This is a genomic window from Streptomyces sp. Y1 (genome assembly GCF_041053115.1).
GTDB lineage: Bacteria > Actinomycetota > Actinomycetes > Streptomycetales > Streptomycetaceae > Kitasatospora > Kitasatospora rubellomurina.
This window is the reverse complement of the sequence record NZ_CP163445.1, coordinates 4,336,832-4,361,123: the sequence shown is the minus strand read 5'-3', so window position 1 is coordinate 4,361,123 and position 24,292 is coordinate 4,336,832. Positions and strand designations below refer to the sequence as shown.

The window sequence follows — 24,292 nt, the reverse complement described above, 5'->3', positions numbered from 1 at the left end:
CTCGGGCGGGTTCGTCGAACTGGTCTGACCGCTCGACGGCACTGTTCGGTTCCCCGGCGGTCCGTCCGGGTCCGGCTCCCTGAGGCACAACGGGCGGGGCCGGCGATCCGGATCGATCAGAGCAGCCCGTCCCACAATTGCTCGACGATGACGGCCCACCAGTTCTCCGGATCGTCGAAGACCGTACCGTCCAGCGCCGCCAAAGCACGCTGCAACCCGTCCACCGCCACTCCGGCGGCCGCCGGATCGAGCCCGCGCAGGCCGGGCAGCCGGTCGGCGAACAGCTCCAGGCAGCGGAGGAAGGAGCGCAGGTCGGCGTTGCAGTGGCGGGCCGTCGCGTCGCCCGGGTCCACGGCGCGGACGGCGCCGTCCGCCGCGTCCAGGGTCACCAGCGCCCAGCCGTCCGTCCCGAGCACCACCCGGCCGTCGAGCGCCGCCCGCTCGCGCTCGGCCGCCCGGGTGCCGCGCCCGAGCTCGGCCAGGTGGGCGGCCAGGGCGGGCAACGCGCCGGGCGGGCGGGACCCGTCCGCGATCGCGGGCACCCCCGGGTGGTGCAGCGCGAAGAAGCCCGGGACGGCGACCGGCACGCCCACCGCCCGCAACAGGGCGGCCGCCTCACCGGGCAGCCCCGCGCCGGCCACGTCCGCCGGGTCGAAACGCCGCACCCCGGCCGGGCCGAACCGCTCGGCCAGCCGGGCCGCCAGCACCGCGTCCGGCTCCGCCGGGGGCCGCGTACCGATCGGGGCGCGCGGGAACGGCACCCGGTTGCGGGCCGGGCCGCCGTCCTCCGGCGCGGGCAGCGCCCGCACGGCGGCGGCCCGGTGGTCGAAGCGCGGACCGTACGGCAGGGTGAACTCCGGCCGGACGTGCGGGAGTTCGGCAGCCAGCGCGTACGCCCAGTAGCCGCCGGGCAGGGCGCCCACCCGCAGGTCGGTCCGGACGGCCAGCACGTCCTCGGGCGCCACGCCCTGCTCGCGCAGCCACCACCAGCCGCGCAGCGCCGGATGCGGGCGGCCGGGCGCCGAGCGCAGCGCGAGCGAGCACGGCTCACCGGCGGCGTCCCGGTAGAGCAGCTCGGCCCGGGCGCCCCGGCCGGTGACCGGCGGGAGGGCCGGGTCGTAGCCGCCCGCGCCCACGAAGTCCCGGTAGAGGGCGACCACTTCGTCCACCGGCACGGACGGCCACACCGTGAACCGCCCGCTCAGCCGGTCCACCACCCCACAGGCCGCCCCCACCTCCTCGGGCGCCCGACGCTCACCCGTCCGCGGATCGACCACCACCGGCACCGGCTCGGCCCACACCACCCAGCCGCACTCGAACTCGTACGTACGGACCCGACGCCCCTGCCCGGCCCCCTGCGGCAAACTCCTGTTGACCCACCGGTTCCCCACCTCCACCGCCTGCGCCCACGAGATCACCCCACGCACCCCCGTCCCCCAGCCCCGACCCCTCGCCGCGACCCTACGCCCCCACCGGCCCCAGCGATTTCCCGCACAACCGGAGGACACCCCCAGCACCGAAACGCCGGCCAGCCCGAGGCCCGCACGAGAAGTCGGCCCGGCCGACTTCCTGCGCGGCAGCCAGGCAGCTCCGCGCCCAGCACAGACCCACAGGCCCAAAGGCCCGCACCAAAAGTCGACCCCACCGACTTCCTGCGCGGCGGCGACCAACCCGCGCCGGAAGTCCAGCCCAGCAACCTCACCCACGGCAGCTCGCCTGCACCAGAAGTCGGCCCCACCGACTTCTCGCGCGGCGGCCACGGGGCCGCGCGAAGCTCGGCCCACCCGGCCCGCGCCGCAGCAACCCACCCACGCAAGCAACCAGACCAAGCGGTATCCCGTACGGCAACTCACCCGCACTCACCCGCACAGGAAGTCGAACCGGCCGACTTTTGGCGCAGGCGAGCCCACGCGAGGCATCGGGCCGGGCCACTCCCCGCGCAGCTGAGGGCCACGGGCGCAAAGGCCCGCACGAGAAGTCGGCCGGGCCGACTTCCGGCGCGGCAGCAACCGGCCCACAGGGGATCCCAGCCCGAGACACCCTCCCCGCCCCGCAGCTCACCCGCACGAGAAGTCGAACCGGCCGACCTCTGGCGCAGCGGCGAGCCCCACGCGTGACATCGGGCCGGGTGGCTTCCCGTGCAGGACGAGGCCCGCACGAGAAGTCGGCCGGGCCGACTTCCGGCGCGGCAGCAACCGGCCCGCAGGGGATCTCCGGCCGAGGCACCTTCCCTGCCCGGCACCTCACCCGCACGAGAAGTCGAACCGGCCGACTTTTGGCGCAGCGGCGAGCCCCACGCGAGGCGTCGGGCCGGGCCACTCCCCGCGCAGCTGAGGGCCACGGGCCCAGAGGCCCGCACAAAAAGTCGGCCGGGCCGACTTCCGGCGCGGCAGCAACCGGCCCGCAGGGGATCTCCGGCCGAGGCACCTTCCCTGCCCGGCACCTCACCCGCACGAGAAGTCGAACCGGCCGACCTCTGGCGCAGCGGCCAGCCCCACCCGTGACATCGGGCCGGGTGGCTTCCCGTGCAGGACGAGGCCCGCAGCGGAAGTCGGTCCCGTCGACTTCTCGTGCGGCGGCAACCGGCTCGCTCGGTCAGCGGGGCGGGGTGAGGGCGAGGGGGTGGCCTTCGGGGGTGAGGGTGATGGCCCAGAGGCCGTGGGTGGCGGGGTGGAGGGGGGTGGGGGCGCGGCGGGCGAGTTGGTGGTCGAGGTAGGTGACGGTGTCCTGGTGGTTGACGGCGTTCCACGCGTGCGGGCGGCCGAAGGCGTCCAGGGTGAGGAGGAGTGCCTGGGAGCCGTGGCCGGCGCGGCGCAGTTCTCCGGTGAGGCGGTCGAAGGCCTGGTCGCCGTCGCCGAGGTCCTGGAAGGGGGCGCCGAGTTCGCGTTCGGCGCGGTCGCGGCCGCCGCGTTCGCCCGCGTCGCCCTCGGTGGGGATGCGCGGGGCGGCGCAGGTGGGGCGGCCGGCGTAGGTGTCGACGGCGGAGAGTGCGATCTCCAGGCTGTTGTTGGCGCGCCCCGGTTCGCGGTACCCGCCGGCGTTGACGGCCTCGGCCCAGTCGCCGGCGGCGGCCGGGTCGGGGTGGGGGACGGGCAGTCCGTTCTCGTCCCGGGGCACGCGGCGTTCGAGTTCGGCCTGGTGCTGGGGGTCGACGGGCGCGAGGCCGCCGGGCAGCCCGTACGGGCGGCTGTCGGCGATGGCGCGCGGCCGGGCCGCCAGCTCGTCCGGGGCCGCGCCGTGCCGGGCGCGCAGGGCGAGTCGCAGGGCCGTCGCGTGCGCGGTGGTGACGGGGACGACGCCCCAGAGGGGACTCTGGTCGGTGGCCGGCCCGGTGCCTTCGCGGCGGCGGCCGTCGAGGTGGTGGGGTTCTGGCCGCCCGACCACCGGAGTCGTCCCGATGATCGGCGGCAGCACCTGGGGCGGTACGGCACCGGCAGCGGGCGTGCGGACGGTCGGGGGCCCGGCCCCGATGCCGCTGCCGAAGGGCGCCGCGCCTGGCGGCACCGCGGGCGCGGGCCCGGCGCCCGCGAGCGGCCCGGGACCGACCGGCGGGACGACGCCGGGCACCGGATAGCCGCCGGCCACCGGCGTCCCGAACGGCGCGGGCATGCCGACCTGCCGCACAGCCGCCGGGGCCTCCGGCGCCGGGCCGACCCACGGCCCGGCGGCGGGCGCGGGGGCGGGCGGTGCGGCGGGCGGTGCGGCGACCGAGTCCGTCCGTACGGTGACCGGCGTGCCGCCCCCGCCGGACGCCGGTGCGGCCAGCGGGTAGTCCCCGTCCGGCCACCCCGCCGAGCCGCCGCTCGGGTGGGCGGGCGCGGCGGGCGCGGCGGGGGTCCGCTGGTGTCCGTCGCCCCATGCCGGTCCGTCGTCGCGCGCGGGCGGCGGCGACCAGTCGGCGGCGGCGGTCACGGCCCGGTGCCCGCCGCGCACGGCCGCGGGCGCGGCAGGCGCGCTGTCAGCGACGTCCCCGGCGACCTCCCCGGCGACCTCCCCGGCGACGTCCCGGGCGGCGGCCGGCGCCGCCTCGGCCACGACGGCCGAGGCCACTGCCAACGGGCTGCCCGGCGGCCTGCCCCTCTCGTCATCCGCGCGATCGACGGCCTGCGCCCCGACGACGGGCTTGCCGTCCGGCCCGGTGAGGACCTGCAGCCCGGCGGCGTCGGCGACCGGCGTACCGTCCGCCCGCAGGATCACCGGCCTGCCGTCCGCGCCGAGCACCGGCTGCCCGTGCTCGTCGAGCTCGACGCTCAGCCCGGGCACGCCGACGACCTGCCTGCCGTCCTCGCCGGTGAGCAGGACGAGCCCGGTGCCGAGCGGGTCGACGCCTCCGCCGCGGTACGAGGCGGCGGTGACCCGGGTGCCGTGGCCGTGGCCGTGGCCGGTGTCGGGGCCGAGCCGGAGCAGGTGGACGGCCGCCGGGTCCTTGAGGGCGGTGGCCATGGCGTCCTTCATGGCGCGGCCGAGTTCGGTGAGCAGGCCGTCGATCTTCAGTCCGGCGGCCTCGACGGCGACGGCCTCCACCGCCCCGGCGACCTGCGCGGTGGCGGCGGTCCTGACCTTGCCCGCGAGGCCGGCGAAGCCGCCGAGGCCCTTCTCGCCGCCCACGACCGCGCCGCCCACGACGACGCCGTTGCCGGTGGCCGAGGCGGTGGCGACCGGCGCCGCCTCAGCCTTGGCCCCGCCCTCGGTCTCGCGCTTGGCCTCGGCCGTCGCCGCGGCTTCCTCGGCCTGCTTCAGTTCCGCGGCGAGCTGCCGCAGGGTCGTGGTGATCTCGGCCTTGCAGCCGTCCACCGCCCGGGCGGCCGTGTCGAAGGCGGTGGCGACCAGGCCGACCGCCGTGTGCGCGTCGTCCAGGTGGCCCTTGCCTCCGCCGCTGAACGCCTGCCAGTACGCGGCGAAGGCCTCGACGGCGTGGCCGGAGTTGTCGGCGGTCACCCGCCGGACGGACTCGCCGCAGCGGCGGGCGGCCCCCTCCGCCTCGGCGGCGAACTCCCGCCACAGCGCGGCGGCCTTGCGCAGGCCGTCCTCGTCGGCCTGCGGCCAGTGGCGGCCGGTCCTCGCCAGGGCCGGGACGAGTTCCTCGGGCAGTTTCCGGGACACGCGCGTCCTCCCGTTCGGGCCGGTGCCGTCAGACCGACATGTCCGTGGGGACGGTCGGCGCCGCCCCGGGGGTTGCCGGTCGCGGGGGAACCGCCGCCCCCGCGCCGAACCCGGTCGCCGCCGAGGTGTCCGCGTCCGCCGTCCGCCCGGCCATCGCGTGCAGCCCGGCCCCGACCTGCCCGAGCCGGGTGGACAACCCCCGCAGCCCACCGGCGAGTTCGCCGTGCGCCGGGCCCCAGGCGGCGGCGAAGGCACCGCCCGGTCCGTCCGTTCCCCAGGGGGCACCGAGAGCGGCGAGCCCCCGCTCCAGGGCGCCCACGGCCTTCGCCAGCTCGCGCCCGACCTTCTCGAACTCCCGCCCCTCGCCGTGCAGTTCCCACGGCTTGAGGACGAACTCCGGTGCGCCGGAAGCCTTGTCGCCGCTCGCCATCCCCGTACCTCCCGCTCGACCGGCCGCCATCCTAGGCACCCCGGCGCCGCGTACCGGTGGCGGCGAGGCGCCTCTTCACTCCCCCTTCACCCCGACGCCGGGCGGGACGCCACCCTCCCGTTCCGCCCGGTACGCCGGGAAAGCTCTACCCTTGCCGGGTGGCACCAGCAGAAACGTCCAAGAAGAAGGCCAAGGCGAAGCCCGAGGCCGCCTCCGCCCCCGCTTCCACCCCGGCCCCCGTCGACCTCGCGATGCCGACGCTGCGCCGCGAGATCCCGCGCGACGAGGTCCCGCTGGACTTCCCCCGCGCCTGGGTCGAGTTCGCCGACCCGGACGACTCGGAGCAGGTCTTCCGCTGCGACCTGACCTGGCTGACCTCCCGCTGGTCCTGCGTGTTCGGCCAGGGCTGCCACGGCATCCGCGAGGGCCGCGGCGCCTCGGACGGCTGCTGCACGCTGGGCGCGCACTACTCGGACGAGGACGACGAGAAGCGCGTCCTGAAGCACGCGGCCCGGCTGACGCCCGAGCTGTGGGAGAACTTCGCCGAGGGCACCGACGCCAAGGGCCGGCTGAAGTCGGACGGCGGCATCACCATGCTGGACGAGGACGGCGACCGCCAGACCCGCCGGGTCAACGGCGCCTGCATCTTCGTGAACAGCCCCGACTTCGCGGGCGGCGCCGGCTGCGCGCTGCACGCGCTCGCCCTCAAGGAGGGCCACGAGCCGCTGGAGTTCAAGCCGGACGTCTGCTGGCAGCTGCCGATCCGCCGCACCTACGACTGGATCGACCGCCCGGACGACACCCGCTACCTGCAGGTCTCGATCGGCGAGTACGACCGCCGCGGCTGGGGGCCGGGCGGCCACGACCTGCACTGGTGGTGCACCGGCGCCCCGGCCGCGCACCAGGGCGCCGAGCCGGTGTACGTCAGCTACCGCCCGGAGCTCACCGAGCTGATGGGCAAGGCGGCGTACGGCGTGCTGGCGCGGCTGTGCGAGGAGCGGATCGCCACCAAGGGCGACCGCAAGGTGGCCCCGCACCCGGCCGACCCCGCCCGGAAGAAGAACAACAAGTAGCGCCCCCGCGCCGGCCTACTTGTCGATGTCCCCGACCACGAAGAACATCGACCCGAGGATCGCCACCATGTCCGCGACCAGCGTGCCCGGCAGCAGTTCGGTCAGCGCCTGGACGTTGTTGAACGACGCCGAGCGCAGCTTGAGCCGCCACGGCGTCTTGTCGCCGCGCGAGACCAGGTAGTAGCCGTTGATCCCGAGCGGGTTCTCGGTCCAGGTGTAGGTGCTGCCCTCGGGCGCTTTGAGCACCTTGGGCAGCCGCTGGTTGACCGGGCCGGGCGGCAGGGTGGCGAGCTTGTCGAGGCAGGCGTCGGCGAGGTCCAGCGAGTTGACGGTCTGCTCCAGCAGGCACTCGAAGCGGGCCAGGCAGTCGCCCTCCTCGCGGGTGACCACGGTGAGCACCTGCCGCAGCTCCTCGGAGCCGTACGCGAGGTAGGGCTCGTCGCGGCGCAGGTCGAAGTCGAGGCCGCTGGCCCGGGCGATCGGGCCGCTGACGCCGTACGCCTCGGCCTGCGCCCGGGTGAGGACGCCGACGCCGGCGGTGCGGGCGCGGAAGATCTCGCTGCCGAGGACGAGGTCCTCGATGGCCGGCAGCTGCGCGCGGACGGCGGTCATGGCGGCGCGGACCCGGCCGAGCCAGCCCGCCGGGACGTCCTCCTTGAGGCCGCCGACCCGGTTGAACATGTAGTGCATCCGCCCGCCGGAGGCCTCCTCCAGCACGTGCTGGAGGTCCTCGCGGCCGTTGAAGGCGTGGAAGATCGGGGTGATCCCGCCGAGCTCCAGCGGGTAGGAGCCGAGGAACATCAGGTGGTTGAGCACCCGGTTCAGCTCGGCGAGCAGGGTGCGCAGCCACACCGCCCGCTCGGGGACCTCCATGCCGAGCATCCGCTCGACGCCGAGCACGACGCCGAGTTCGTTGGAGAAGGCGGAGAGCCAGTCGTGCCGGTTGGCCAGCATGATGATCTGCCGGTAGTCCCGGGCCTCGAACAGCTTCTCCGCGCCGCGGTGCATGTAGCCGATCACCGGCTCGGCGGTGACGATCCGCTCACCGTCCAGCAGCAGGCGCAGCCGCAGCACGCCGTGCGTGGCGGGGTGCTGCGGGCCGATGTTGAGCACCATGTCGGTGGTGCCCGCCTCGCCCGTGACGTTCTCGGCTCCCGCCCCGATGCCGACCGTGGTCTCCCTCATGCCCCCAGAGTCTGCCATCCCGGCAGGGCCTCCAGGGCCAGAGGTACCGGCATGCGGACGGCCTGCAGGACCCACCCGAAGCCGCCCAGCCCGGCCGGGTCGGTGAGTTCGGCCCCCTCCCCCGCGCCGCCGAGCGCCCGCAGGTAGGCCGCGGGGTCGGTGGAGGCGAGGGCCAACGGCGGGCGTTCGCCGCTCACGCCGAGGGCGCGCAGGGCCTCGCGCTGGGTCGTCCACAGGCTGTGGAGACCGGGGACGGCGATCGAGTCCAGCGCGACGTGCGCCGTCACGTCGCAGGAGCCGTCCGGCACCGGCGCCACCTCGCGGCCGTCCCGGAAGCCGGCGAACGTCCCGGCGAACGGCCGCCGCCGCGCCGTGTGCCCGTAGTCGACGGCGACGGCCAGGCCGCGCTCCAGCCCGGCGACGGCCCGCGCCCAGGCGGCGTCCCGGGGGCCGCCGAACTCCACGACGTCCCCGGGGTGTTCGACCGGCCACCAGCGCTCGGCCCAGGCCGCGTCGGCCGCCGACACCGGCTCGCCGGAGCGCTCCTCACCGGTGGCGGTGTCCACCTCGACGTAGCGCAGCACCCCGTCCTCGTCCACTTCCCCGGCGTCCAGCGGCACGTTGTCCAGCCACTCGTTGGCGAACAGCAGCCCGGTGACACCGCGCGGCGGCTCGTCCGTCCACAGGGCTGTGGACGGCAGTGCGGCGGGGCGCCCGGCGATCTCCACGCCGTACGGGCGCAGCCGCGCCAGCACCTCGCCGGGCAGTTCGGCCAGCACCCCGGTGAGCAGTTCGCCGCGCCCGGCCCCGACGTCGACCAGGGCCAGCTCCGCCGGCCGGCCGAGGGCCGCGTCAACCTCGACCAGCAGCCGGGCCACCGCGCGGGCGAACCTGGGCGAGGCGTGCACCGAGGTGCGGAAGTGCCCGGCCGGGCCCTCCGGCCGGTGGTAGAAACCGCCGGCCGGGTCGTACAGCGCCTGTTCCATGGCGGGCGCCCACCGCATCCACGTCATGGACGGGGACGCTACCGGGCTCCGGGCCGCCCCTCGGAACCGGCACCGGGACGTCTCCGACCTACGGAGTAGGAGCGGATCGCCCTACCGGCTGACCTGGGCACCGTGCGCGACTGCCTACGCTGGAGAGGTGCATCGACTCAACGCCTGGCTCCGCCGTCACCCCATGGTGGTCGACGCCGCCTGGGCGGCGATCGTGCTGTTCCTCGGCCTGCTGCCGAACGCCGACTACCCCGACAGCGGCTGGCGCTTCGACGCCCAGGTCCTGGTCGCGGTGCTGCTGCCGCTGCTGATGGTCTTCCGCCGCCGCTTCCCCGACGTCACCGTGGGCGCCGCCACCGGCATCGCGGTCGGCCAGGTGGTCGCCGACGTCGAACCGGGCGGGTCCTCCATCGCCTACCTGGTCTTCGCCTACACCGGCGCCGCCTTCGGCCAGAAGTGGACCTCCCGGCTGGCGCTGGCCGCCGGCCTGGCCGCCGGCCCGCTGGTGTTCTGGCGGATGAACCCGATGAAGACCACGGTGGAGGCCGGCGAGGTGCACACGCACCCGTACGGCATCGGCGAGGCGATGCTGATCACGCTGCTGATGAGCACGCCGTTCATCCTGTGCTGGGCGTGGGGCCGGCTGACCCGGGTGCGCCGCGCCTACCTGACCGAGCTGGAGGACCGCGCCGCCCGGCTGGAGCGCGAGCGGGACGCCCAGGCGAAGGTCGCCGTCGCCGCCGAGCGCGCCCGGATCGCCCGCGAACTGCACGACGTGGTCGCGCACAACGTCTCGGTGATGATCGTCCAGGCGGACGGCGCCGCGTACGTGCTCGACAACTCCCCGCAGCAGGCCAAGCAGGCGCTCGGCACCATCGCCACCACCGGCCGGCAGGCGCTCACCGAGATGCGCCGCCTGCTGGGCGTGCTGCGCACCTCCGACTCCTCGGCCGAGGAGTACCTGCCGCAGCCGGGCGTCGAGGAGCTGCCGGAGCTGCTCGAACAGGTCCGCACGGCCGGCCTGCACGTCGACTACGACACCTCGGGCCAGCCGCGCGAACTCCCGCGCGGCGTCGAGCTCACCGTCTACCGGATCGTCCAGGAAGCCCTCACCAACGTCCGCAAGCACGGCGGCCCGCACGCCCACGCCCGGGTCGCCGTCGACTTCGGCGAGCGCGAACTCGCCGTCCTGGTCGAGGACGACGGGCGCGGCACCACCGACGAGCAGCTCACCGCCCACGGCACCGACGGCCCCGGCCACGGCCTGATCGGCATGCGCGAGCGGGTCGGCATGGTCAGCGGCAGCCTGGACGTCGGCCCGCGCCCCGGCGGCGGCTTCCGGATCCGCGCCGTCCTCCCGCTCAAGGCAGCACACTGACCCCTCCGAGGAGAGCCCCCTTGACCATCCGCGTGATGCTCGTCGACGACCAGGAACTGCTGCGCACCGGCTTCCGGATGATCCTGCAGTCGCAGGGCGACATCGAGATCGCCGCCGAGGCGGGCGACGGTGTCCAGGCCCTGGAGAAGCTGCGGCACACGTCGGTGGACGTGATCCTGATGGACGTCCGGATGCCGCGCCTGGACGGCGTGCAGGCCACCCGGCGGATCTGCCTGGCGGAGGACGGCAGCCCGCTGCCGGGCGCCCCTCGGGTGCTCATCCTCACCACCTTCGACCTGGACGAGTACGCCTTCGCCGCGCTCAAGGCCGGGGCCAGCGGCTTCCTGCTCAAGGACGTCCCGCCGACCGAGCTGGTGGCCGCGATCCGCGCGGTGCACGGCGGGGACGCGGTGGTCGCCCCGACCACCACCCGCCGGATGATCGACCGCTTCGCCGAGGTGCTGCCCACCCCGCAGAGCACGCCCGGCTCGGACGTCGTCGCCCCGCTGACCGAGCGCGAGCGGGAGGTGTTCCTGCTGGTCGCCCAGGGGCTGTCGAACGGCGAGATCGCGGCCCGGCTGGTGCTCTCCGAGGCCACCGTGAAGACCCACGTCGGCCGCATCCTGGCCAAGCTCGGCCTGCGCGACCGGGTGCAGGCCGTGGTGCTGGCGTACGAGGCCGGGCTGATCCGGGCCGGGGCGACGGACTGACACCCCCGTGGACGGACTGACGCCCCCGTAGACTGGGGCGGTACGTCCGGTACCCGCAGCGGACCGGAACGGTCATTCAGGACAAGGGTGGCGCGTGAACACCTTCGACGACGGCTTCGGCGATCCGAGCGACCCCGGCAACCGACCGGCCCGCCTCGCCGTGGGCGTGGTGGGCACCGGGCGGGTCGGCCCTGCGCTGGGCGCCGCGCTGCAGCTCGCGGGGCACACGGTGGTCGCCGCGTCCGGGGTGTCCGCCACCTCCCGCCGGCGCGCCGAGGCGCTGCTGCCGGGCGTGCGGATCGTCACCCCGCCGCAGGTGCTGGCCGCCGCCGACCTCGTCCTGCTGACCGTCCCGGACGACGCGCTGGCCGACCTGGTGGCCGGCCTGGCCGCGACCGGGGCCGTCCGCCCCGGCCAGCTGCTCGTGCACACCTCCGGCGCGCACGGCGTCGCCGTCCTGGAGCCCGCCACCCGGGCCGGGGCGCTGCCGCTCGCGCTGCACCCGGCGATGACCTTCACCGGCACCTCCGTCGACCTGGCGCGGCTGGCCGGCTGCCCGTTCGGGGTGACCGCCCCCGAGGAGCTGCGGCCGGTCGCCGAGGCGCTGGTGGTGGAGATGGGCGGCGAGCCCGAGTGGGTGCCCGAGGACGTCCGCCCGCTCTACCACACGGCCCTCGCGCACGGCGCGAACCACCTGGTCACCCTGGTCGCGCAGGCCATGGAGCTGCTGCGCACGGCCGGCGTCGCCGAGCCCGGCCGGATGCTCGGCCCGCTGCTCGGCGCGGCCCTGGACAACAGCCTGCGCTCCGGCGACGCGGCCCTCACCGGCCCGGTCGCCCGGGGCGACGCGGGCACCGTACGGCGCCACCTGGCGCAGCTCAGTACGGTGTCCCCGGACATCCCGGCGGCCTACCGGGCGATGGCCCGCGCCACCGCGCAGCGGGCACTCGCCGGCGGGACGATCGACGAAGCGTCGGCGGCGGCGCTGCTGGACGTACTGAACGAGGAGAAGCGCTAGATGGCACGCGGTAAGCAGCCGAGCAAGGCCCAGCGGACGCCCAAGGTCCACCGGGCGATCGTCACGAACACCGTGGACGACTTCGAGGCCGCGTTCTGGCCCGACGAGCGGCCGGTGGACAACGCCGTCGTGATGACCATGGGCGCGCTGCACGAGGGCCACGCCGCGCTGGTCCGCGCCGCCCGCAAGCAGGTCGGCCCGGAGGGCCGGGTCGCGGTGACGGTCTTCGTCAACCCGCTGCAGTTCGGCGCCGGCGAGGACCTGGACCGCTACCCGCGCACCCTCGACGCCGACGTGAAGCTGGCCGAGGAGAACGGCGCCGACGTGGTCTTCGCCCCGTCCGTCGACGAGGTCTACCCGAACGGCGAGCCGCAGGTGCGGCTGGCGGCCGGCCCGATGGGCGAGCGCTTCGAGGGCGCCACCCGCCCGGGCCACTTCGACGGGGTGCTCACCGTCGTCGCCAAGCTGCTGCACATCACGGACCCGGACTACGCCTTCTTCGGCGAGAAGGACGCCCAGCAGCTGGCGATCATCCAGCGGATGGTGGCCGACCTGGACTTCGACGTGGAGATCGTCGGCGTGCCGACCGTCCGCGAGGAGGACGGGCTGGCCCGCTCCTCGCGCAACCGCTACCTCTCGGAGGAGGAGCGCACCCGCGCCCTCGCCCTCTCCAAGGCCCTGTTCGCCGGCCGGGACGTCGCCGCGCAGGGCCCGAAGGCCGTGCGCGAAGCCGCCGCGGCCGCGCTCGACACCGCCGAGGGTGTCGACCTCGACTACCTCGCCCTGATCGACCCGCACGACTTCACCGAGGCGGCGGACGACTTCCAGGGCGAGGCGGTGCTGGCCGTCGCCGCGAAGGTGGGCTCGACCCGCCTGATCGACAACGTCCGCATCATCGTCCGGTAGTTCACGAAGAGCTCTTCCCCTCTCAGGCATGCACTCACAGGAGGCGTGACCCGCAATGCTCCGCACCATGCTCAAGTCCAAGATCCACCGGGCCACCGTGACCCAGGCCGACCTGCACTACGTCGGCTCCGTCACGGTGGACGAGGACCTGCTCGACGCCGCCGACCTGCTCCCCGGCGAGCTGGTCCACATCGTCGACATCAACAACGGCGCCCGGCTGGAGACGTACACCATCGCCGGCCCGCGCGGCACCGGCGTGATCGGCATCAACGGCGCGGCCGCCCGCCTGGTCCACCCCGGCGACCTGGTCATCCTCATCGCCTACGGGCAGATGGACACGGCCGAGGCCAAGGGCTACCAGCCGAAGGTCGTCTTCGTGGACGAGCGGAACCGGATCACCGGCATGGGCGGCGACCCGGCGGACGCCCCGGAGGGCAGCGGACTGCTGCGCGGGGACGCGGCGTACCGTGACGGGGACGGCGCGGCCACCTCGGCCACGCACTGAAGGAGCCACTGAGCCATGTCCGTTACGCATCGCCTCACCGCCCCGGCCCCCGGCTGGACCGCCACCACCGACGTGGTCGTGGTCGGCTCCGGCGTCGCCGGACTCACCGTCGCGCTCAACGTCCGCAAGGCCGGCCTGCGGGCCATGGTGGTCACCAAGGCGGTGCTGGACGAAGGCTCGACCCGCTGGGCCCAGGGCGGCATAGCCGCCGCCCTGGGTGAGGGGGACAGCCCCGAGCAGCACCTGGACGACACCCTGGTGGCCGGCGCCGGGATCTGCGACGAGGAGGCCGTGCGCACCCTCGTCACCGAGGGCCCGGACGCCGTCCGCCGGCTGATCGCGGTCGGCGCCGACTTCGACCGCGACGAGGACGGCGAGATCCTGCTCACCCGCGAGGGCGGCCACCACCGCCGCCGGATCGTGCACGCGGGCGGGGACGCCACCGGCGCGGAGGTCTCCCGCGCCCTGGTCGCCGCCGTCCGCGAGGACCCGGACCTCGAACTGATCGAGCACGCCCTCGTCCTCGACCTGCTGACCGACGCCGAGGGCCACGCCGCCGGGCTGACCCTGCACGTGATGGGCGAGGGCGCGCGCGACGGCGTCGGCGCCGTCCGGGCCCGCGCGGTGGTGCTCGCCACCGGCGGCATGGGCCAGGTCTTCTCCGCCACCACCAACCCGCCGGTCTCCACCGGCGACGGCGTGGCCCTGGCGCTGCGGGCCGGCGCCGCCGTCACCGACCTGGAGTTCGTCCAGTTCCACCCGACCGTGCTCTGGCTCGGCCCGGAGGCCGAGGGCCAGCAGCCGCTGGTCTCCGAGGCCGTGCGCGGCGAGGGCGCCCACCTGGTGGACGCGGACGGCGTGCGCTTCATGGTCGGGCAGCACGAGCTGGCCGAGCTGGCCCCGCGCGACATCGTCGCCAAGGCGATCACCCGGCGCATGCAGGAGCAGGGCGCCGACCACATGTACCTGGACGGGCGGCACTTCGGCGCCGAGATGTGGGAGCACCGCTTCCCGACCATCCTCGCCGCCTGCCGCGCCCACGGCATCGACCCGGTCACCGAGCCGATCCCGATCTCCCCGGCCTCGCACCACGCCTCCGGCGGCGTCCGGACCGACCGGCACGGCCGCAGCTCCGTCCCCGGCCTGTACGCCTGCGGCGAGGTCGCCTGCACCGGGGTGCACGGCGCCAACCGGCTGGCCTCCAACTCCCTGCTGGAGGGCCTGGTCTTCGCCGAGCGGATCGCCGCCGACCTGGCCGAGCTGCACGCGGCCGGCGAACTGCCCGAGCGCACCGTGGACGTCGCCGCCGCGCAGGCCGCCCGCGCGGTGCCGCTGCCGGCCTCCGAGGCGCGCGCCGAGATCCAGCGGCTGATGTCGCGCGGCGCGGGCGTGGTGCGCTCGGCCGCCTCGATGGCCGAGGCCGCGGCCGGGCTCGCGCTGATCGCCGAGCAGGCGTACGCGCACGTGGCCGAGGAGAAGCCGGCCGACCCCCGGGTGGAGACCTGGGAGGCCGCCAACCTGCTGACGGTCGCCACCGCCCTGGTCGCGGCGGCCGCGCAGCGCGAGGAGACCCGCGGCTGCCACTGGCGCGAGGACTTCCCCGAGCGCGACGACGCCCACTGGCGGCGCCACCTGATCACCACCCTCGCCGCCTCCGGCGACCTTGTCAGCACCCCTGAGGAGCAGTAGAACCATGACCCACTCCCACGAGGAACTCCCCCTGGCCGACCAGGGCGGCTGCGGCGACGGCTGCGCCTGCGGGGACGGCGAGGGCTACGAGACCGGCCTGGACCCGCAGTTGGCGGAGCTGCTGGAGAACGCCGGGCTGGACCCGGTCGAGGTCGAGGACATCGCCACCCTGGCGCTGGCCGAGGACCTGGCCGGCGGCGAGGACGTCACCTCGGTGGCCACCGTGCCCGCCGACGCCGTCGCCACCGCCGACTTCACCGCCCGCGAGGGCGGCGTGGTGGCCGGCCTGCGGATCGCCGAGGCCGTCGTCTCGCTGGTCTGCGAGGAGGAGTTCGAGGTCGAGCGGCACGTCGAGGACGGCGACCGGGTCGAGGCCGGCCAGGTGCTGCTGTCGATCCGCTCCCGCACCCGCGACCTGCTCACCGCCGAGCGCAGCGCCCTCAACCTGCTCTGCCACCTGTCCGGCATCGCCACCGCGACCCGGGCCTGGGCGGACGCCCTGGAGGGCACCGGCGCCGTCGTCCGGGACACCCGCAAGACCACCCCGGGCCTGCGCGCGCTGGAGAAGTTCGCGGTGCGCTGCGGCGGCGGCGCCAACCACCGGATGGCGCTCTCGGACGCCGCGCTGGTGAAGGACAACCACGTGGTCGCGGCCGGCGGCGTGGCCGAGGCCTTCCGGGCCGTCCGGGCCGCCTACCCGGAGCTGCCGGTCGAGATCGAGGTGGACACCCTGGAGCAGATCGCGCCGGTGCTGGACGCCGGGGCCGACCTCATCCTGCTGGACAACTTCTCCGTCGAGCAGCTGAAGGAGGCCGTCGCGCTGGTGGCGGGCCGGGCCAGGCTGGAGGCCTCCGGCGGGCTGACCCTGGCCACCGCGCGCGAGGTCGCCCAGACTGGTGTCGACTTCCTGGCCGTGGGCGCGCTCACCCACTCCTCGCCGGTCCTGGACATCGGCCTGGACCTGCGCGCCTGACCGTCCGGAGTCGACCGCAGACCCGTCCCGACTCGCAGAAAGCGTCCCCGTGCTCCTCACCATCGACGTCGGCAACACCCAGACCACACTCGGCCTGTTCGACGGCGAGGACGTGGTGGAACACTGGCGGATCTCCACCGATCCGCGCCGCACGGCCGATGAACTGGCGGTGCTGCTGCAGGGGTTGATGGGCAACCACGCCGCGGTCCGGGAGGCCGTGGTGGAGGGGCTGGCGATCTGCTCGTCCGTTCCCGCCGTGCTCCACGAGCTCCGCGAGGTGACCCGCCGCTACTACGGCGACGTCCCCGCGGTGATCGTGGAGCCCGGCGTGAAGACCGGGGTGCACGTCCTGATGGACAACCCCAAGGAGGTCGGCGCCGACCGGATCGTCAACGCGCTGGCCGCCAACCACCTGTACGGCGGGCCGTGCATCGTGGTCGACTTCGGCACCGCGACCACCTTCGACGCGGTCAACGCCCGCGGCGACTACGTCGGCGGCGCGATCGCCCCCGGCATCGAGATCTCCGTCGAGGCGCTCGGCATGCGCGGCGCCCAGCTGCGCAAGATCGAGCTGGCCCGCCCGCGCAACGTGATCGGCAAGAACACCGTCGAGGGCATGCAGTCCGGCATCCTGTACGGCTTCGCCGGGCAGGTCGACGGCCTGGTCGAGCGGATGGCCCGGGAGCTGGCCAAGGACCCGGACGACGTCCAGGTGATCGCCACCGGCGGCCTGGCAACGCTGGTCCTCGGCGAGGCCACCACCATCGACGTCCACGAGCCCTGGCTGACCCTGATCGGCCTGCGGCTCGTCTACGAACGCAACCGGCCGAGCTGACGCTCCCCGGCGCGGGGCCGATCGGGTCCGGGCGGTTCCTCCCGTCCGGCCGATCGTGGGTTGTTCGGCGCGACGTTACCGACAAATCGGATATTCCTCACGTAGTGTCAACCCATGCCTACGCCACACGGATCGCGCGGCGGCATGGCCTTCAGCGCCGACGAAGTCCGCGTGCTGCGCCGCGCCCTCGCCCACGCCCTGCACCCCGCCGTCCCCGTCCACCTCCAGGGGCCCGACCGCACCGCCTGCACCGGCCCGGGTGCCGAGCTGTGGGCCGAGGACGTCCAGGACGCGCTGTACCTGACCGAGGCGATCGACGAGGCCGTCCAGGAGGGCGGCCGGCTGCGCGCCTTCCTGCTCGCCGACCTCGGCCGCTACCGCTCCGCCCTGCCCGGCGGCGCGACCGGGTACCTGGAACGGCTGGAGGAGGCCGTGGCGGACGGGTACCTGCCCGGGCCCGAGGACCTCACCGCGCTGCGCGGGCTCACCCGCCAGCCCTGCGGGCAGCACGAGCGGGCCCGCCGCTCCCGGCTGGCCGGCCGCTGCCACGCGCTCGCCGAGGCCGCCGTCCGCGAACGGCTCGCCCTCACCTCCGGGCAGCACCGCCACCTGGTGGCCGTACCGAACCCCGCCGCACCGCCGAGCAGTCTCCCCATCCCTGTTGGAGGACGGATCACCATGAGCAGCACCGACTCCCGCGACTCCCGCCCGGAGCAGCCCGCCGCCACCCCGCCGGCCCCGCCCCGCCCGCACCGGATGCCCACCCCCGCCGAGCTCTTCGGCCGCCGGCCCAAGCCCCCCGCCCGCCCCGAACCCCCGGCGGACTCCGCGCCCGAGGACGTCGAACTCGCCACCGGCACCGGCTGAGCCCGCCGGCGGCACGAAGAGGGGAGGGCGCCGAGCGGCGCCCTCCCCCAGTCGTTATCCGGTCGCGGAGCACGGCGTGCGGCTGGCTACCCTTGTGGGGTGAGCGATCAGAGCCTTGTTCCCGCGACCGACGACCTTCCCGAGCAGATGCGCGTCCGGCGCGAGAAGCTCGACCGGCTCCGGGCGGCCGGTGTCGACCCGTACCCGGTCGGCTTCCCCCGCACCAGCACCATCGCGGACCTCCGCGCCAAGCACCCCGACCTGGAGCCCGACACCGCCACCGGCGAGCGGGCCGGCATCACCGGCCGGGTCATCCTGTCCCGCACCGGCGGCAAGCTCTGCTTCGCCACCCTGCGCGACGGCACCGGCGACCTCCAGGTGATGCTCTCCCTGGACAAGCTGGGCGCCGAGCGGCTGGCGGCCTGGAAGGCCGACATCGACCTGGGCGACCAGGTCGGCGTCGAGGGCGAGGTGATCACCTCCAAGCGCGGCGAGCTGTCGGTGATGGTGGACCGCTGGGAGCTGACCGCCAAGTGCCTGCGGCCGCTGCCGGACAAGCACAAGGGCCTGACCGACCCGGAGGCCCGGGTCCGCCAGCGCTACGTCGACCTGATCGTGAACCCCGAGGCGCGCGAGATCCTGCACCTGCGCAGCAAGGTCGTCCGCTCGATCCGCCGCACCTACGAGGACCGCGGCTACATCGAGGTCGAGACCCCGATGCTGCAGCCGGTGCACGGCGGCGCCAACGCCCGTCCGTTCAAGACGCACATCAACGCGTACGACATCGACCTCTACATGCGCATCGCCCCCGAGCTGTACCTCAAGCGGCTGGTGGTCGGCGGCGCCGAGAAGGTCTTCGAGATCAACCGCAACTTCCGCAACGAGGGCGCGGACTCCACCCACAACCCGGAGTTCACCTCGCTGGAGTCGTACGAGGCCTACGGCGACTACGACACCCAGGCCGAGCTGATCCGCGAGACGATCGTCAACGCCGCCCGGGACGCCCTGGGCACCACGGTGATCAAGGGCGTGGACGCGCACGGCGTGGAGCACGAGATCGACCTGGCCGAGCCGTGGGAGGAGGTCAGCGTCTACCCGGGCATCTCCGCGCACCTGGGCGTCGAGGTCACCCCGGCGACCACCGTCGAGGAGCTGCGCAAGCTGGCCGCCGAGCACGGCATCCCGTTCGAGAAGGAGTGGGGCCACGGCCAGATCGTGCTGGAGATGGTCGAGCGCCTGCTGGAGGAGAACGCCGTCCGGCCGACCTTCATCAAGGACTACCCGACCGAGGTCTCCCCGCTGACCCGCCAGCACCGCTCGATCGCGGGCGTGGCCGAGAAGTGGGACCTGGTGATCTTCGGCACCGAGATCGGCACCGCCTACTCCGAGCTGGTCGACCCGGTCGAGCAGCGCGCCCGCCTGACCGCGCAGTCGCTGCTGGCGGCCGGCGGCGACGTCGAGGCGATGCAGGTGGACGAGGACTTCCTGCGCGCCCTGGAGTACGCGATGCCCCCGACCGGTGGCCTCGGCCTCGGCGTGGACCGCCTGATCATGCTGCTCACCGGCAAGAACATCCGGGAGACCGTGCTCTTCCCGCTGGTGAAGCCGGAACCGAAGGCTTCCGCCGCGACGGCGGAGAAGACCGAGGAGGAGTGACCTGATGGACTACGTCAGCGCGATCGTGCCGCCGCTGGTCATGGCGATCGGCTTCGGCTTCCTGGTGCGGGCCATCGTCCGCAGCCAGGGCGGGGCCCAGAAGGCCAAGGAAGACCTCGACTGACGCCGTCAGCCGCTCGAAGCACCGGCGCGCCGCCATTCCCGATCAGCGGGAGTGGCGGCGCGCCGGTTTGGCGCACTTCACAAGATTTGCCCCATTCACTCCCTATCCTGGCCGCACTATGGTCCGGCAACTCGGCGAACTAGAGAACGCCATCATGACCCGGGTGTGGCGGTGGAACCGACCGGTCACGGTTCGCGAGGTTCTCCTGGATCTGCAGTCGGAACGCGAAATCGCGTACACCACGGTGATGACCGTCCTGGACAAGCTGCACAGAAAGGGCTGGCTGCGCCGGGAGCGGGCCGGCCGGGCCTATCGATATGAACCGGTCTCGTCCCGAGAGGCCTACACCGCGGCCCTGATGAACGACGCGTGGGCCACCAGCGACAATCCGGCGGCCGCCCTGGTGCACTTCTTCGGACTGATGTCGCCGGAGCAGCGCGAAGCGCTGCGGGACGCCTTGCGGGTCGCCGCGCTGTTCCCGCCCGATCCGCCCCCGGCGGATTCCGCGGCGGCCGGACCGGATACCGGGGAGACCGCGCCCGGCGCGACGCGATAACGTCCCGCCCATGGAGGTCACCATCCGCCGTGCGCGGACCACCGACGTGCGGGCCGTGCGCGGCCTCATCGACGCCTACTCGCGCGACGGCATTCTGCTGGACAAGCCCACGGTCACACTGTTCGAATCCGTCCAGGAGTTCTGGGTCGCCGAACGCGACGACAACGGCACGGTGGTGGCCTGCGGCGCACTGCACGTGATGTGGGAGGACCTCGCCGAGGTCCGCACCCTCGCGGTCGATCCGTCCTGCCGGGGCTTCGGGGTGGGGCACCAGTTGCTGGAGAAGCTGTTGCAGACGGCGCGCTGGCTCGGCGTCCGTCGGATTTTCTGCTTGACGTTCGAGGTGGGGTTCTTCGCGAAACACGGTTTCGTCGAGATCGGTGAGCTTCAGGAAGCCGATGACGCCACGGCGGACCCGGCGGCGATCGCCACGGACGTCTATGAAGAACTTCTCCGCTCGTACGATGAAGGTGTCGCGGAGTTCCTCGACCTGGAGCGGGTGAAGCCCAACACTCTGGGCAACTCGCGCATGCTGCTCCACCTCTGAGGCGGTCCGCGCCGGTCAAGGGTTTGTGTTTTCCGCAGAAAGGCGCTTTCCTTTCCTTAGGCAATGGGTCGTTTAGCGGAAAGGGAAGCCCGTGGCACAGAGGGTGCAGGTCATTCTTGAAGACGATCTCGACGGCGGGTCGGCGGACGAGACGGTGACGTTCGCGCTCGACGGCGTTGCCTACGAGATCGATCTGAAGAGCGCCAACGCGGACAAGCTCCGCGGCCTGCTGGCGCCCTACGTCGAGAAGGGTCGCAAGCAGAGCGGTCGGCTCGCCGGCGCCCGTCGCCCGGGTCGTGGCGCGGCGCAGCGCCCGGCCGGCGGCAGCGCTCCGGACACCGCGAAGATCCGCGCGTGGGCCAAGGAGCAGGGCATGGAGGTCAACGACCGCGGCCGGGTGCCGAGCCTGGTCCGCGAGGCCTACGACAAGGCCAACGTGGCCTGACCCCGGCACCGCCGGCAGGCCGGAGCGGGTGCGGGGCCCCGGCCGTCGCGCACGGGGACGACGACACACGCGCGGGGCGCGGAGGGGCCTCCTCCGCGCCCCGCGGCACGCCCGCGCGGGCCCGCCGGGGAACCGGTGCCGGGCTCGGGCGGCGGAACAATCACGAGCTGTGCAACGCTGTAGGGGCGTAGCGGTAACGCGGACACCACCGGAACGGCGCACCGGCCGGCCGGGTCGGCGCTGAACCGCCGTCACAGCGGCCCGACTTCTCGCCAGGCGAACACCGCCACCGCGGAAACTGCGCGAGAACCGCCCCGATACCGGGTATGAATGCAGGTGGACGGGTTCTTCGACCCGTCCAGGGGCAGTATGGGCGACCGGCGCGGCCGGTCCGACTCCGCACCGGCGGCTCTTGTTCGCCGATGGCGTAGCGGATTCCGGTGCATCCGGCCCACCTGTGGGAACACCGTTTCCCATCATCAGGTTGGGATTGGTGTCGGCTGGTCGCGCAGCATCTCGCTCCTCTACCGGGGAGTGAATCCGTGGGCCGCGCCGCTGAGCGGGACTAGCATGCGGAAGGACAGGGCGGGGACGGACCCCGAACTGCCCGACCGCTCTGAGGAGCGATAAACGATGTTCGAGAGGTTCACCGACCGCGCGCGGCGGGTTGTCGTCCTGGCTCAGGAAGAAGCCCGGATGCTCAACCACAACTACATCGGCACCGAGCACATCCTCCTGGGTCTGATCCACGAGGGCGAGGGCGTCGCCGCCAAGGCCCTGGAGAGCCTCGGGATTTCTCTTGAGGCCGTTCGCCAGCAGGTCGAGGAGATCATCGGCCAGGGCCAGCAGGCCCCGTCCGGCCACATTCCCTTCACCCCCCGGGCGAAGAAGGTCCTGGAGCTGTCGCTCCGGGAGGCCCTGCAGCTCGGCCACAACTACATCGGCACCGAGCACATCCTGCTCGGCCTGATCCGCGAGGGCGAGGGCGTCGCCGCCCAGGTCCTGGTGAAGCTGGGCGCCGACCTCAACCGGGTGCGCCAGCAGGTCATCCAGCTGCTCTCCGGCTACCAGGCCGGCGGCGGCAAGGAGTCGGCCACGGCCGGCGGGCCCGCCGAGGGCACCCCGTCGACCTCGCTGGTCCTGGACCAGTTCGGCCGCAACCTCACCCAGGCCGCCCGCGAGGCCAAGCTCGACCCGGTCATCGGGCGCGAGAAGGAGATCGAGCGGGTCATGCAGGTGCTGTCCCGCCGCACCAAGAACAACCCGGTGCTGATCGGTGAGCCCGGCGTCGGCAAGACCGCCGTGGTCGAGGGCCTGGCCCAGGCGATCGTCAAGGGCGAGGTCCCGGAGACGCTCAAGGACAAGCAGCTCTACACGCTGGACCTGGGCGCGCTGGTGGCCGGCTCGCGCTACCGCGGTGACTTCGAGGAGCGCCTGAAGAAGGTGCTCAAGGAGATCCGCACCCGCGGCGACATCATCCTGTTCATCGACGAGCTGCACACCCTGGTCGGCGCGGGCGCCGCCGAGGGCGCCATCGACGCCGCCAGCATCCTGAAGCCGATGCTGGCCCGCGGCGAGCTGCAGACCATCGGTGCCACCACCCTGGACGAGTACCGCAAGCACCTGGAGAAGGACGCCGCGCTGGAGCGCCGCTTCCAGCCGATCCAGGTCGCGGAGCCCTCGCTGCCCCACACCATCGAGATCCTCAAGGGTCTGCGCGACCGCTACGAGGCCCACCACCGGGTCTCCATCACGGACGCCGCCCTGGTCGCCGCCGCCACCCTGGCCGACCGGTACATCTCGGACCGCTTCCTGCCGGACAAGGCGATCGACCTGATCGACGAGGCCGGCTCCCGGATGCGCATCCGCCGGATGACCGCGCCGCCGGACCTGCGCGAGTTCGACGAGAAGATCGCCGACGTGCGCCGCGAGAAGGAGAGCGCGATCGACGCGCAGGACTTCGAGAAGGCCGCGTCCCTGCGCGACGACGAGAAGCAGCTCCTGCAGGCCAAGGCCAAGCGCGAGAAGGAGTGGAAGGCCGGCGACATGGACGTCGTCGCGGAGGTCAACGAGGAGCTCATCGCCGAGGTCCTGGCCACCGCCACCGGCATCCCGGTCTTCAAGCTGACCGAGGAGGAGACCTCCCGCCTGCTGCGCATGGAGGACGAGCTGCACAAGCGCGTCATCGGCCAGAAGGACGCCATCAAGGCGCTCTCGCAGGCCATCCGGCGCACCCGTGCGGGCCTCAAGGACCCGAAGCGCCCCGGCGGTTCGTTCATCTTCGCCGGCCCGTCCGGCGTCGGTAAGACCGAGCTGTCCAAGACGCTGGCGGAGTTCCTGTTCGGCGACGAGGACGCGCTGATCGCGCTCGACATGTCCGAGTTCTCCGAGAAGCACACCGTCTCCCGACTGTTCGGCTCCCCGCCCGGCTACGTGGGCTACGAGGAGGGCGGCCAGCTGACCGAGAAGGTCCGCCGCAAGCCGTTCTCGGTCGTCCTCTTCGACGAGGTCGAGAAGGCCCACCCGGACATCTTCAACTCGCTGCTGCAGATCCTGGAGGACGGTCGCCTGACCGACTCCCAGGGCCGCGTGGTCGACTTCAAGAACACCGTCATCATCATGACGACCAACCTCGGCACCCGGGACATCTCCAAGGGCTTCAACCTGGGCTTCGCGGCCACGGGTGACACCCAGACCGGGTACGAGCGGATGAAGGCGAAGGTCGGCGAGGAGCTCAAGCAGCACTTCCGCCCCGAGTTCCTGAACCGCGTCGACGACATCGTGGTGTTCCACCAGCTGTCCGAGGACGACATCATCCAGATCGTCGACCTGATGATCGCCAAGGTGGACGAGCGGCTCAAGGACAAGGACATGGGCCTGGAGCTCAGCGTCGAGGCCAAGAAGCTGCTCGCCAAGCGCGGCTACGACCCGATCCTGGGTGCCCGTCCGCTGCGCCGCACCATCCAGCGCGAGATCGAGGACCACCTCTCCGAGAAGATCCTCTTCGGTGAGCTGCGGGCCGGCCACATCGTCGTCGTCGACGTCGAGGGCGAGGGCAAGGAAGCCAAGTTCACCTTCCGCGGCGAGGAGAAGTCGGCCGTCGCCGACACCCCCGCCGAGGTCGCTTCGTCCGGTCCTGATCTGACGAAGTAAACCAACATTTAACAGACAACTTCACAGCAAAGAGCCCCCGGCGTTCGCGCCGGGGGCTCTTTGCGTACCGAACATCCTTGCAGGGCCCGGGGCCTGGGGTTTTCGAACGGTTCGTCACCTGACAGAAGGTCGGCGAGCATAGCG

The 24,292-nt window shown here is 73.6% G+C and carries 19 protein-coding genes and 1 pseudogene; 15 read left to right on the top strand and 5 right to left on the bottom strand.

All coding sequences use genetic code 11. The features are described from left to right. Window positions 1-116: 116 nt before the first annotated feature. The 3 genes from AB2U05_RS18690 to AB2U05_RS18680 form a co-directional block, all read right to left on the bottom strand. Entirely contained in the window at window positions 117-1,418 is a 1,302-nt protein-coding gene (locus tag AB2U05_RS18690; RefSeq protein ID WP_369183797.1) for an SUKH-4 family immunity protein, read from the bottom strand. 1,177 nt (window positions 1,419-2,595) lie between these two features. Further along, window positions 2,596-5,103, bottom strand: a complete 2,508-nt coding sequence (locus AB2U05_RS18685; protein WP_369183796.1) for a toxin glutamine deamidase domain-containing protein — start codon at window positions 5,101-5,103, stop codon at window positions 2,596-2,598. A gap of 28 nt (window positions 5,104-5,131) precedes the next feature. Further along, window positions 5,132-5,533, bottom strand: coding sequence for a hypothetical protein (locus tag AB2U05_RS18680; protein ID WP_369183795.1), 402 nt, complete (start codon window positions 5,531-5,533; stop codon window positions 5,132-5,134). Window positions 5,534-5,784: 251 nt separating this feature from the next. On the opposite strand from AB2U05_RS18680, the gene AB2U05_RS18675 reads away from it, so the two are divergent. Continuing rightward, window positions 5,785-6,606, top strand: coding sequence for a hypothetical protein (locus AB2U05_RS18675; protein WP_369185967.1), 822 nt, complete (start codon window positions 5,785-5,787; stop codon window positions 6,604-6,606). A 15-nt stretch (window positions 6,607-6,621) separates the two neighbouring features. Here the strand turns inward: AB2U05_RS18675 and AB2U05_RS18670 are convergent, their stop codons facing one another. Further along, a complete protein-coding gene (locus AB2U05_RS18670; protein WP_045710175.1) occupies window positions 6,622-7,791 on the bottom strand; it encodes an NADH-quinone oxidoreductase subunit D in 1,170 nt (389 codons plus the stop codon). Then, complete coding sequence (locus AB2U05_RS18665; protein WP_369183794.1) at window positions 7,788-8,804, bottom strand: SAM-dependent methyltransferase; 1,017 nt, start codon at window positions 8,802-8,804, stop codon at window positions 7,788-7,790. Before AB2U05_RS18665 ends, AB2U05_RS18670 begins: the two co-directional genes overlap by 4 nt. Window positions 8,805-8,934: 130 nt before the next feature. Between AB2U05_RS18665 and AB2U05_RS18660 the strand changes: the two genes are divergently transcribed. The 14 genes and pseudogenes from AB2U05_RS18660 (at window position 8,935) to AB2U05_RS18595 (ending at window position 24,148) form a co-directional block, all read left to right on the top strand. Beyond that, entirely contained in the window at window positions 8,935-10,164 is a 1,230-nt protein-coding gene (locus tag AB2U05_RS18660; protein ID WP_045699225.1) for a sensor histidine kinase, read from the top strand. A 20-nt stretch (window positions 10,165-10,184) separates the two neighbouring features. After that, entirely contained in the window at window positions 10,185-10,874 is a 690-nt protein-coding gene (locus tag AB2U05_RS18655; protein WP_045699227.1) for a response regulator transcription factor, read from the top strand. Window positions 10,875-10,968: 94 nt separating this feature from the next. Continuing rightward, window positions 10,969-11,892 carry a Rossmann-like and DUF2520 domain-containing protein gene (locus tag AB2U05_RS18650; RefSeq protein WP_045699229.1) on the top strand — a complete coding sequence of 308 codons (924 nt, stop codon included), beginning with the start codon at window positions 10,969-10,971 and terminating at the stop codon, window positions 11,890-11,892. Beyond that, window positions 11,893-12,798, top strand: coding sequence for a pantoate--beta-alanine ligase (gene panC / locus AB2U05_RS18645; protein ID WP_078860286.1), 906 nt, complete (start codon window positions 11,893-11,895; stop codon window positions 12,796-12,798). Between the two features lie 55 nt (window positions 12,799-12,853). Further along, window positions 12,854-13,303: an aspartate 1-decarboxylase gene (gene panD / locus AB2U05_RS18640; protein ID WP_045699232.1), complete on the top strand. Its 450-nt coding sequence runs from the start codon at window positions 12,854-12,856 to the stop codon at window positions 13,301-13,303. Window positions 13,304-13,318: 15 nt separating this feature from the next. After that, window positions 13,319-14,992 carry an L-aspartate oxidase gene (locus tag AB2U05_RS18635; RefSeq protein WP_369183793.1) on the top strand — a complete coding sequence of 558 codons (1,674 nt, stop codon included), beginning with the start codon at window positions 13,319-13,321 and terminating at the stop codon, window positions 14,990-14,992. Window positions 14,993-14,996: 4 nt separating this feature from the next. Beyond that, window positions 14,997-15,965, top strand: a complete 969-nt coding sequence (gene nadC / locus AB2U05_RS18630; RefSeq protein WP_045699236.1) for a carboxylating nicotinate-nucleotide diphosphorylase — start codon at window positions 14,997-14,999, stop codon at window positions 15,963-15,965. Window positions 15,966-16,014: 49 nt separating this feature from the next. Continuing rightward, window positions 16,015-16,800: a type III pantothenate kinase gene (locus AB2U05_RS18625; protein ID WP_045699238.1), complete on the top strand. Its 786-nt coding sequence runs from the start codon at window positions 16,015-16,017 to the stop codon at window positions 16,798-16,800. A gap of 114 nt (window positions 16,801-16,914) precedes the next feature. Beyond that, window positions 16,915-17,667, top strand: a complete 753-nt coding sequence (locus AB2U05_RS18620) for a hypothetical protein (protein ID WP_369183792.1) — start codon at window positions 16,915-16,917, stop codon at window positions 17,665-17,667. Window positions 17,668-17,766: 99 nt separating this feature from the next. After that, window positions 17,767-19,323, top strand: a pseudogene (gene lysX / locus AB2U05_RS18615) (bifunctional lysylphosphatidylglycerol synthetase/lysine--tRNA ligase LysX); the annotation flags it as partial. 242 nt (window positions 19,324-19,565) lie between these two features. Further along, window positions 19,566-20,003, top strand: a complete 438-nt coding sequence (locus AB2U05_RS18610; RefSeq protein WP_045704342.1) for a BlaI/MecI/CopY family transcriptional regulator — start codon at window positions 19,566-19,568, stop codon at window positions 20,001-20,003. Window positions 20,004-20,013: 10 nt separating this feature from the next. After that, entirely contained in the window at window positions 20,014-20,550 is a 537-nt protein-coding gene (locus AB2U05_RS18605) for an amino-acid N-acetyltransferase (protein ID WP_045704344.1), read from the top strand. Window positions 20,551-20,641: 91 nt separating this feature from the next. Then, entirely contained in the window at window positions 20,642-20,995 is a 354-nt protein-coding gene (locus AB2U05_RS18600; protein ID WP_045704347.1) for an Lsr2 family protein, read from the top strand. Window positions 20,996-21,628: 633 nt separating this feature from the next. Further along, entirely contained in the window at window positions 21,629-24,148 is a 2,520-nt protein-coding gene (locus AB2U05_RS18595) for an ATP-dependent Clp protease ATP-binding subunit (protein WP_045704349.1), read from the top strand. Window positions 24,149-24,292 lie beyond the last annotated feature (144 nt).

Coding starts and splice junctions, on each gene's coding strand:
- panC (WP_078860286.1), top strand. CDS start 11,893: ATGGCACGCGGTAAGCAGCCGAGCAAGGCCCAGCGGACGCCCAAGGTC.
- AB2U05_RS18620 (WP_369183792.1), top strand. CDS start 16,915: ATGCCTACGCCACACGGATCGCGCGGCGGCATGGCCTTCAGCGCCGAC.
- panD (WP_045699232.1), top strand. CDS start 12,854: ATGCTCCGCACCATGCTCAAGTCCAAGATCCACCGGGCCACCGTGACC.
- AB2U05_RS18605 (WP_045704344.1), top strand. CDS start 20,014: ATGGAGGTCACCATCCGCCGTGCGCGGACCACCGACGTGCGGGCCGTG.
- AB2U05_RS18670 (WP_045710175.1), bottom strand. CDS start 7,791: ATGAGGGAGACCACGGTCGGCATCGGGGCGGGAGCCGAGAACGTCACG.
- AB2U05_RS18635 (WP_369183793.1), top strand. CDS start 13,319: ATGTCCGTTACGCATCGCCTCACCGCCCCGGCCCCCGGCTGGACCGCC.
- AB2U05_RS18610 (WP_045704342.1), top strand. CDS start 19,566: ATGGTCCGGCAACTCGGCGAACTAGAGAACGCCATCATGACCCGGGTG.
- AB2U05_RS18665 (WP_369183794.1), bottom strand. CDS start 8,804: ATGACGTGGATGCGGTGGGCGCCCGCCATGGAACAGGCGCTGTACGAC.
- nadC (WP_045699236.1), top strand. CDS start 14,997: ATGACCCACTCCCACGAGGAACTCCCCCTGGCCGACCAGGGCGGCTGC.
- AB2U05_RS18595 (WP_045704349.1), top strand. CDS start 21,629: ATGTTCGAGAGGTTCACCGACCGCGCGCGGCGGGTTGTCGTCCTGGCT.
- AB2U05_RS18675 (WP_369185967.1), top strand. CDS start 5,785: ATGCCGACGCTGCGCCGCGAGATCCCGCGCGACGAGGTCCCGCTGGAC.
- AB2U05_RS18680 (WP_369183795.1), bottom strand. CDS start 5,533: ATGGCGAGCGGCGACAAGGCTTCCGGCGCACCGGAGTTCGTCCTCAAG.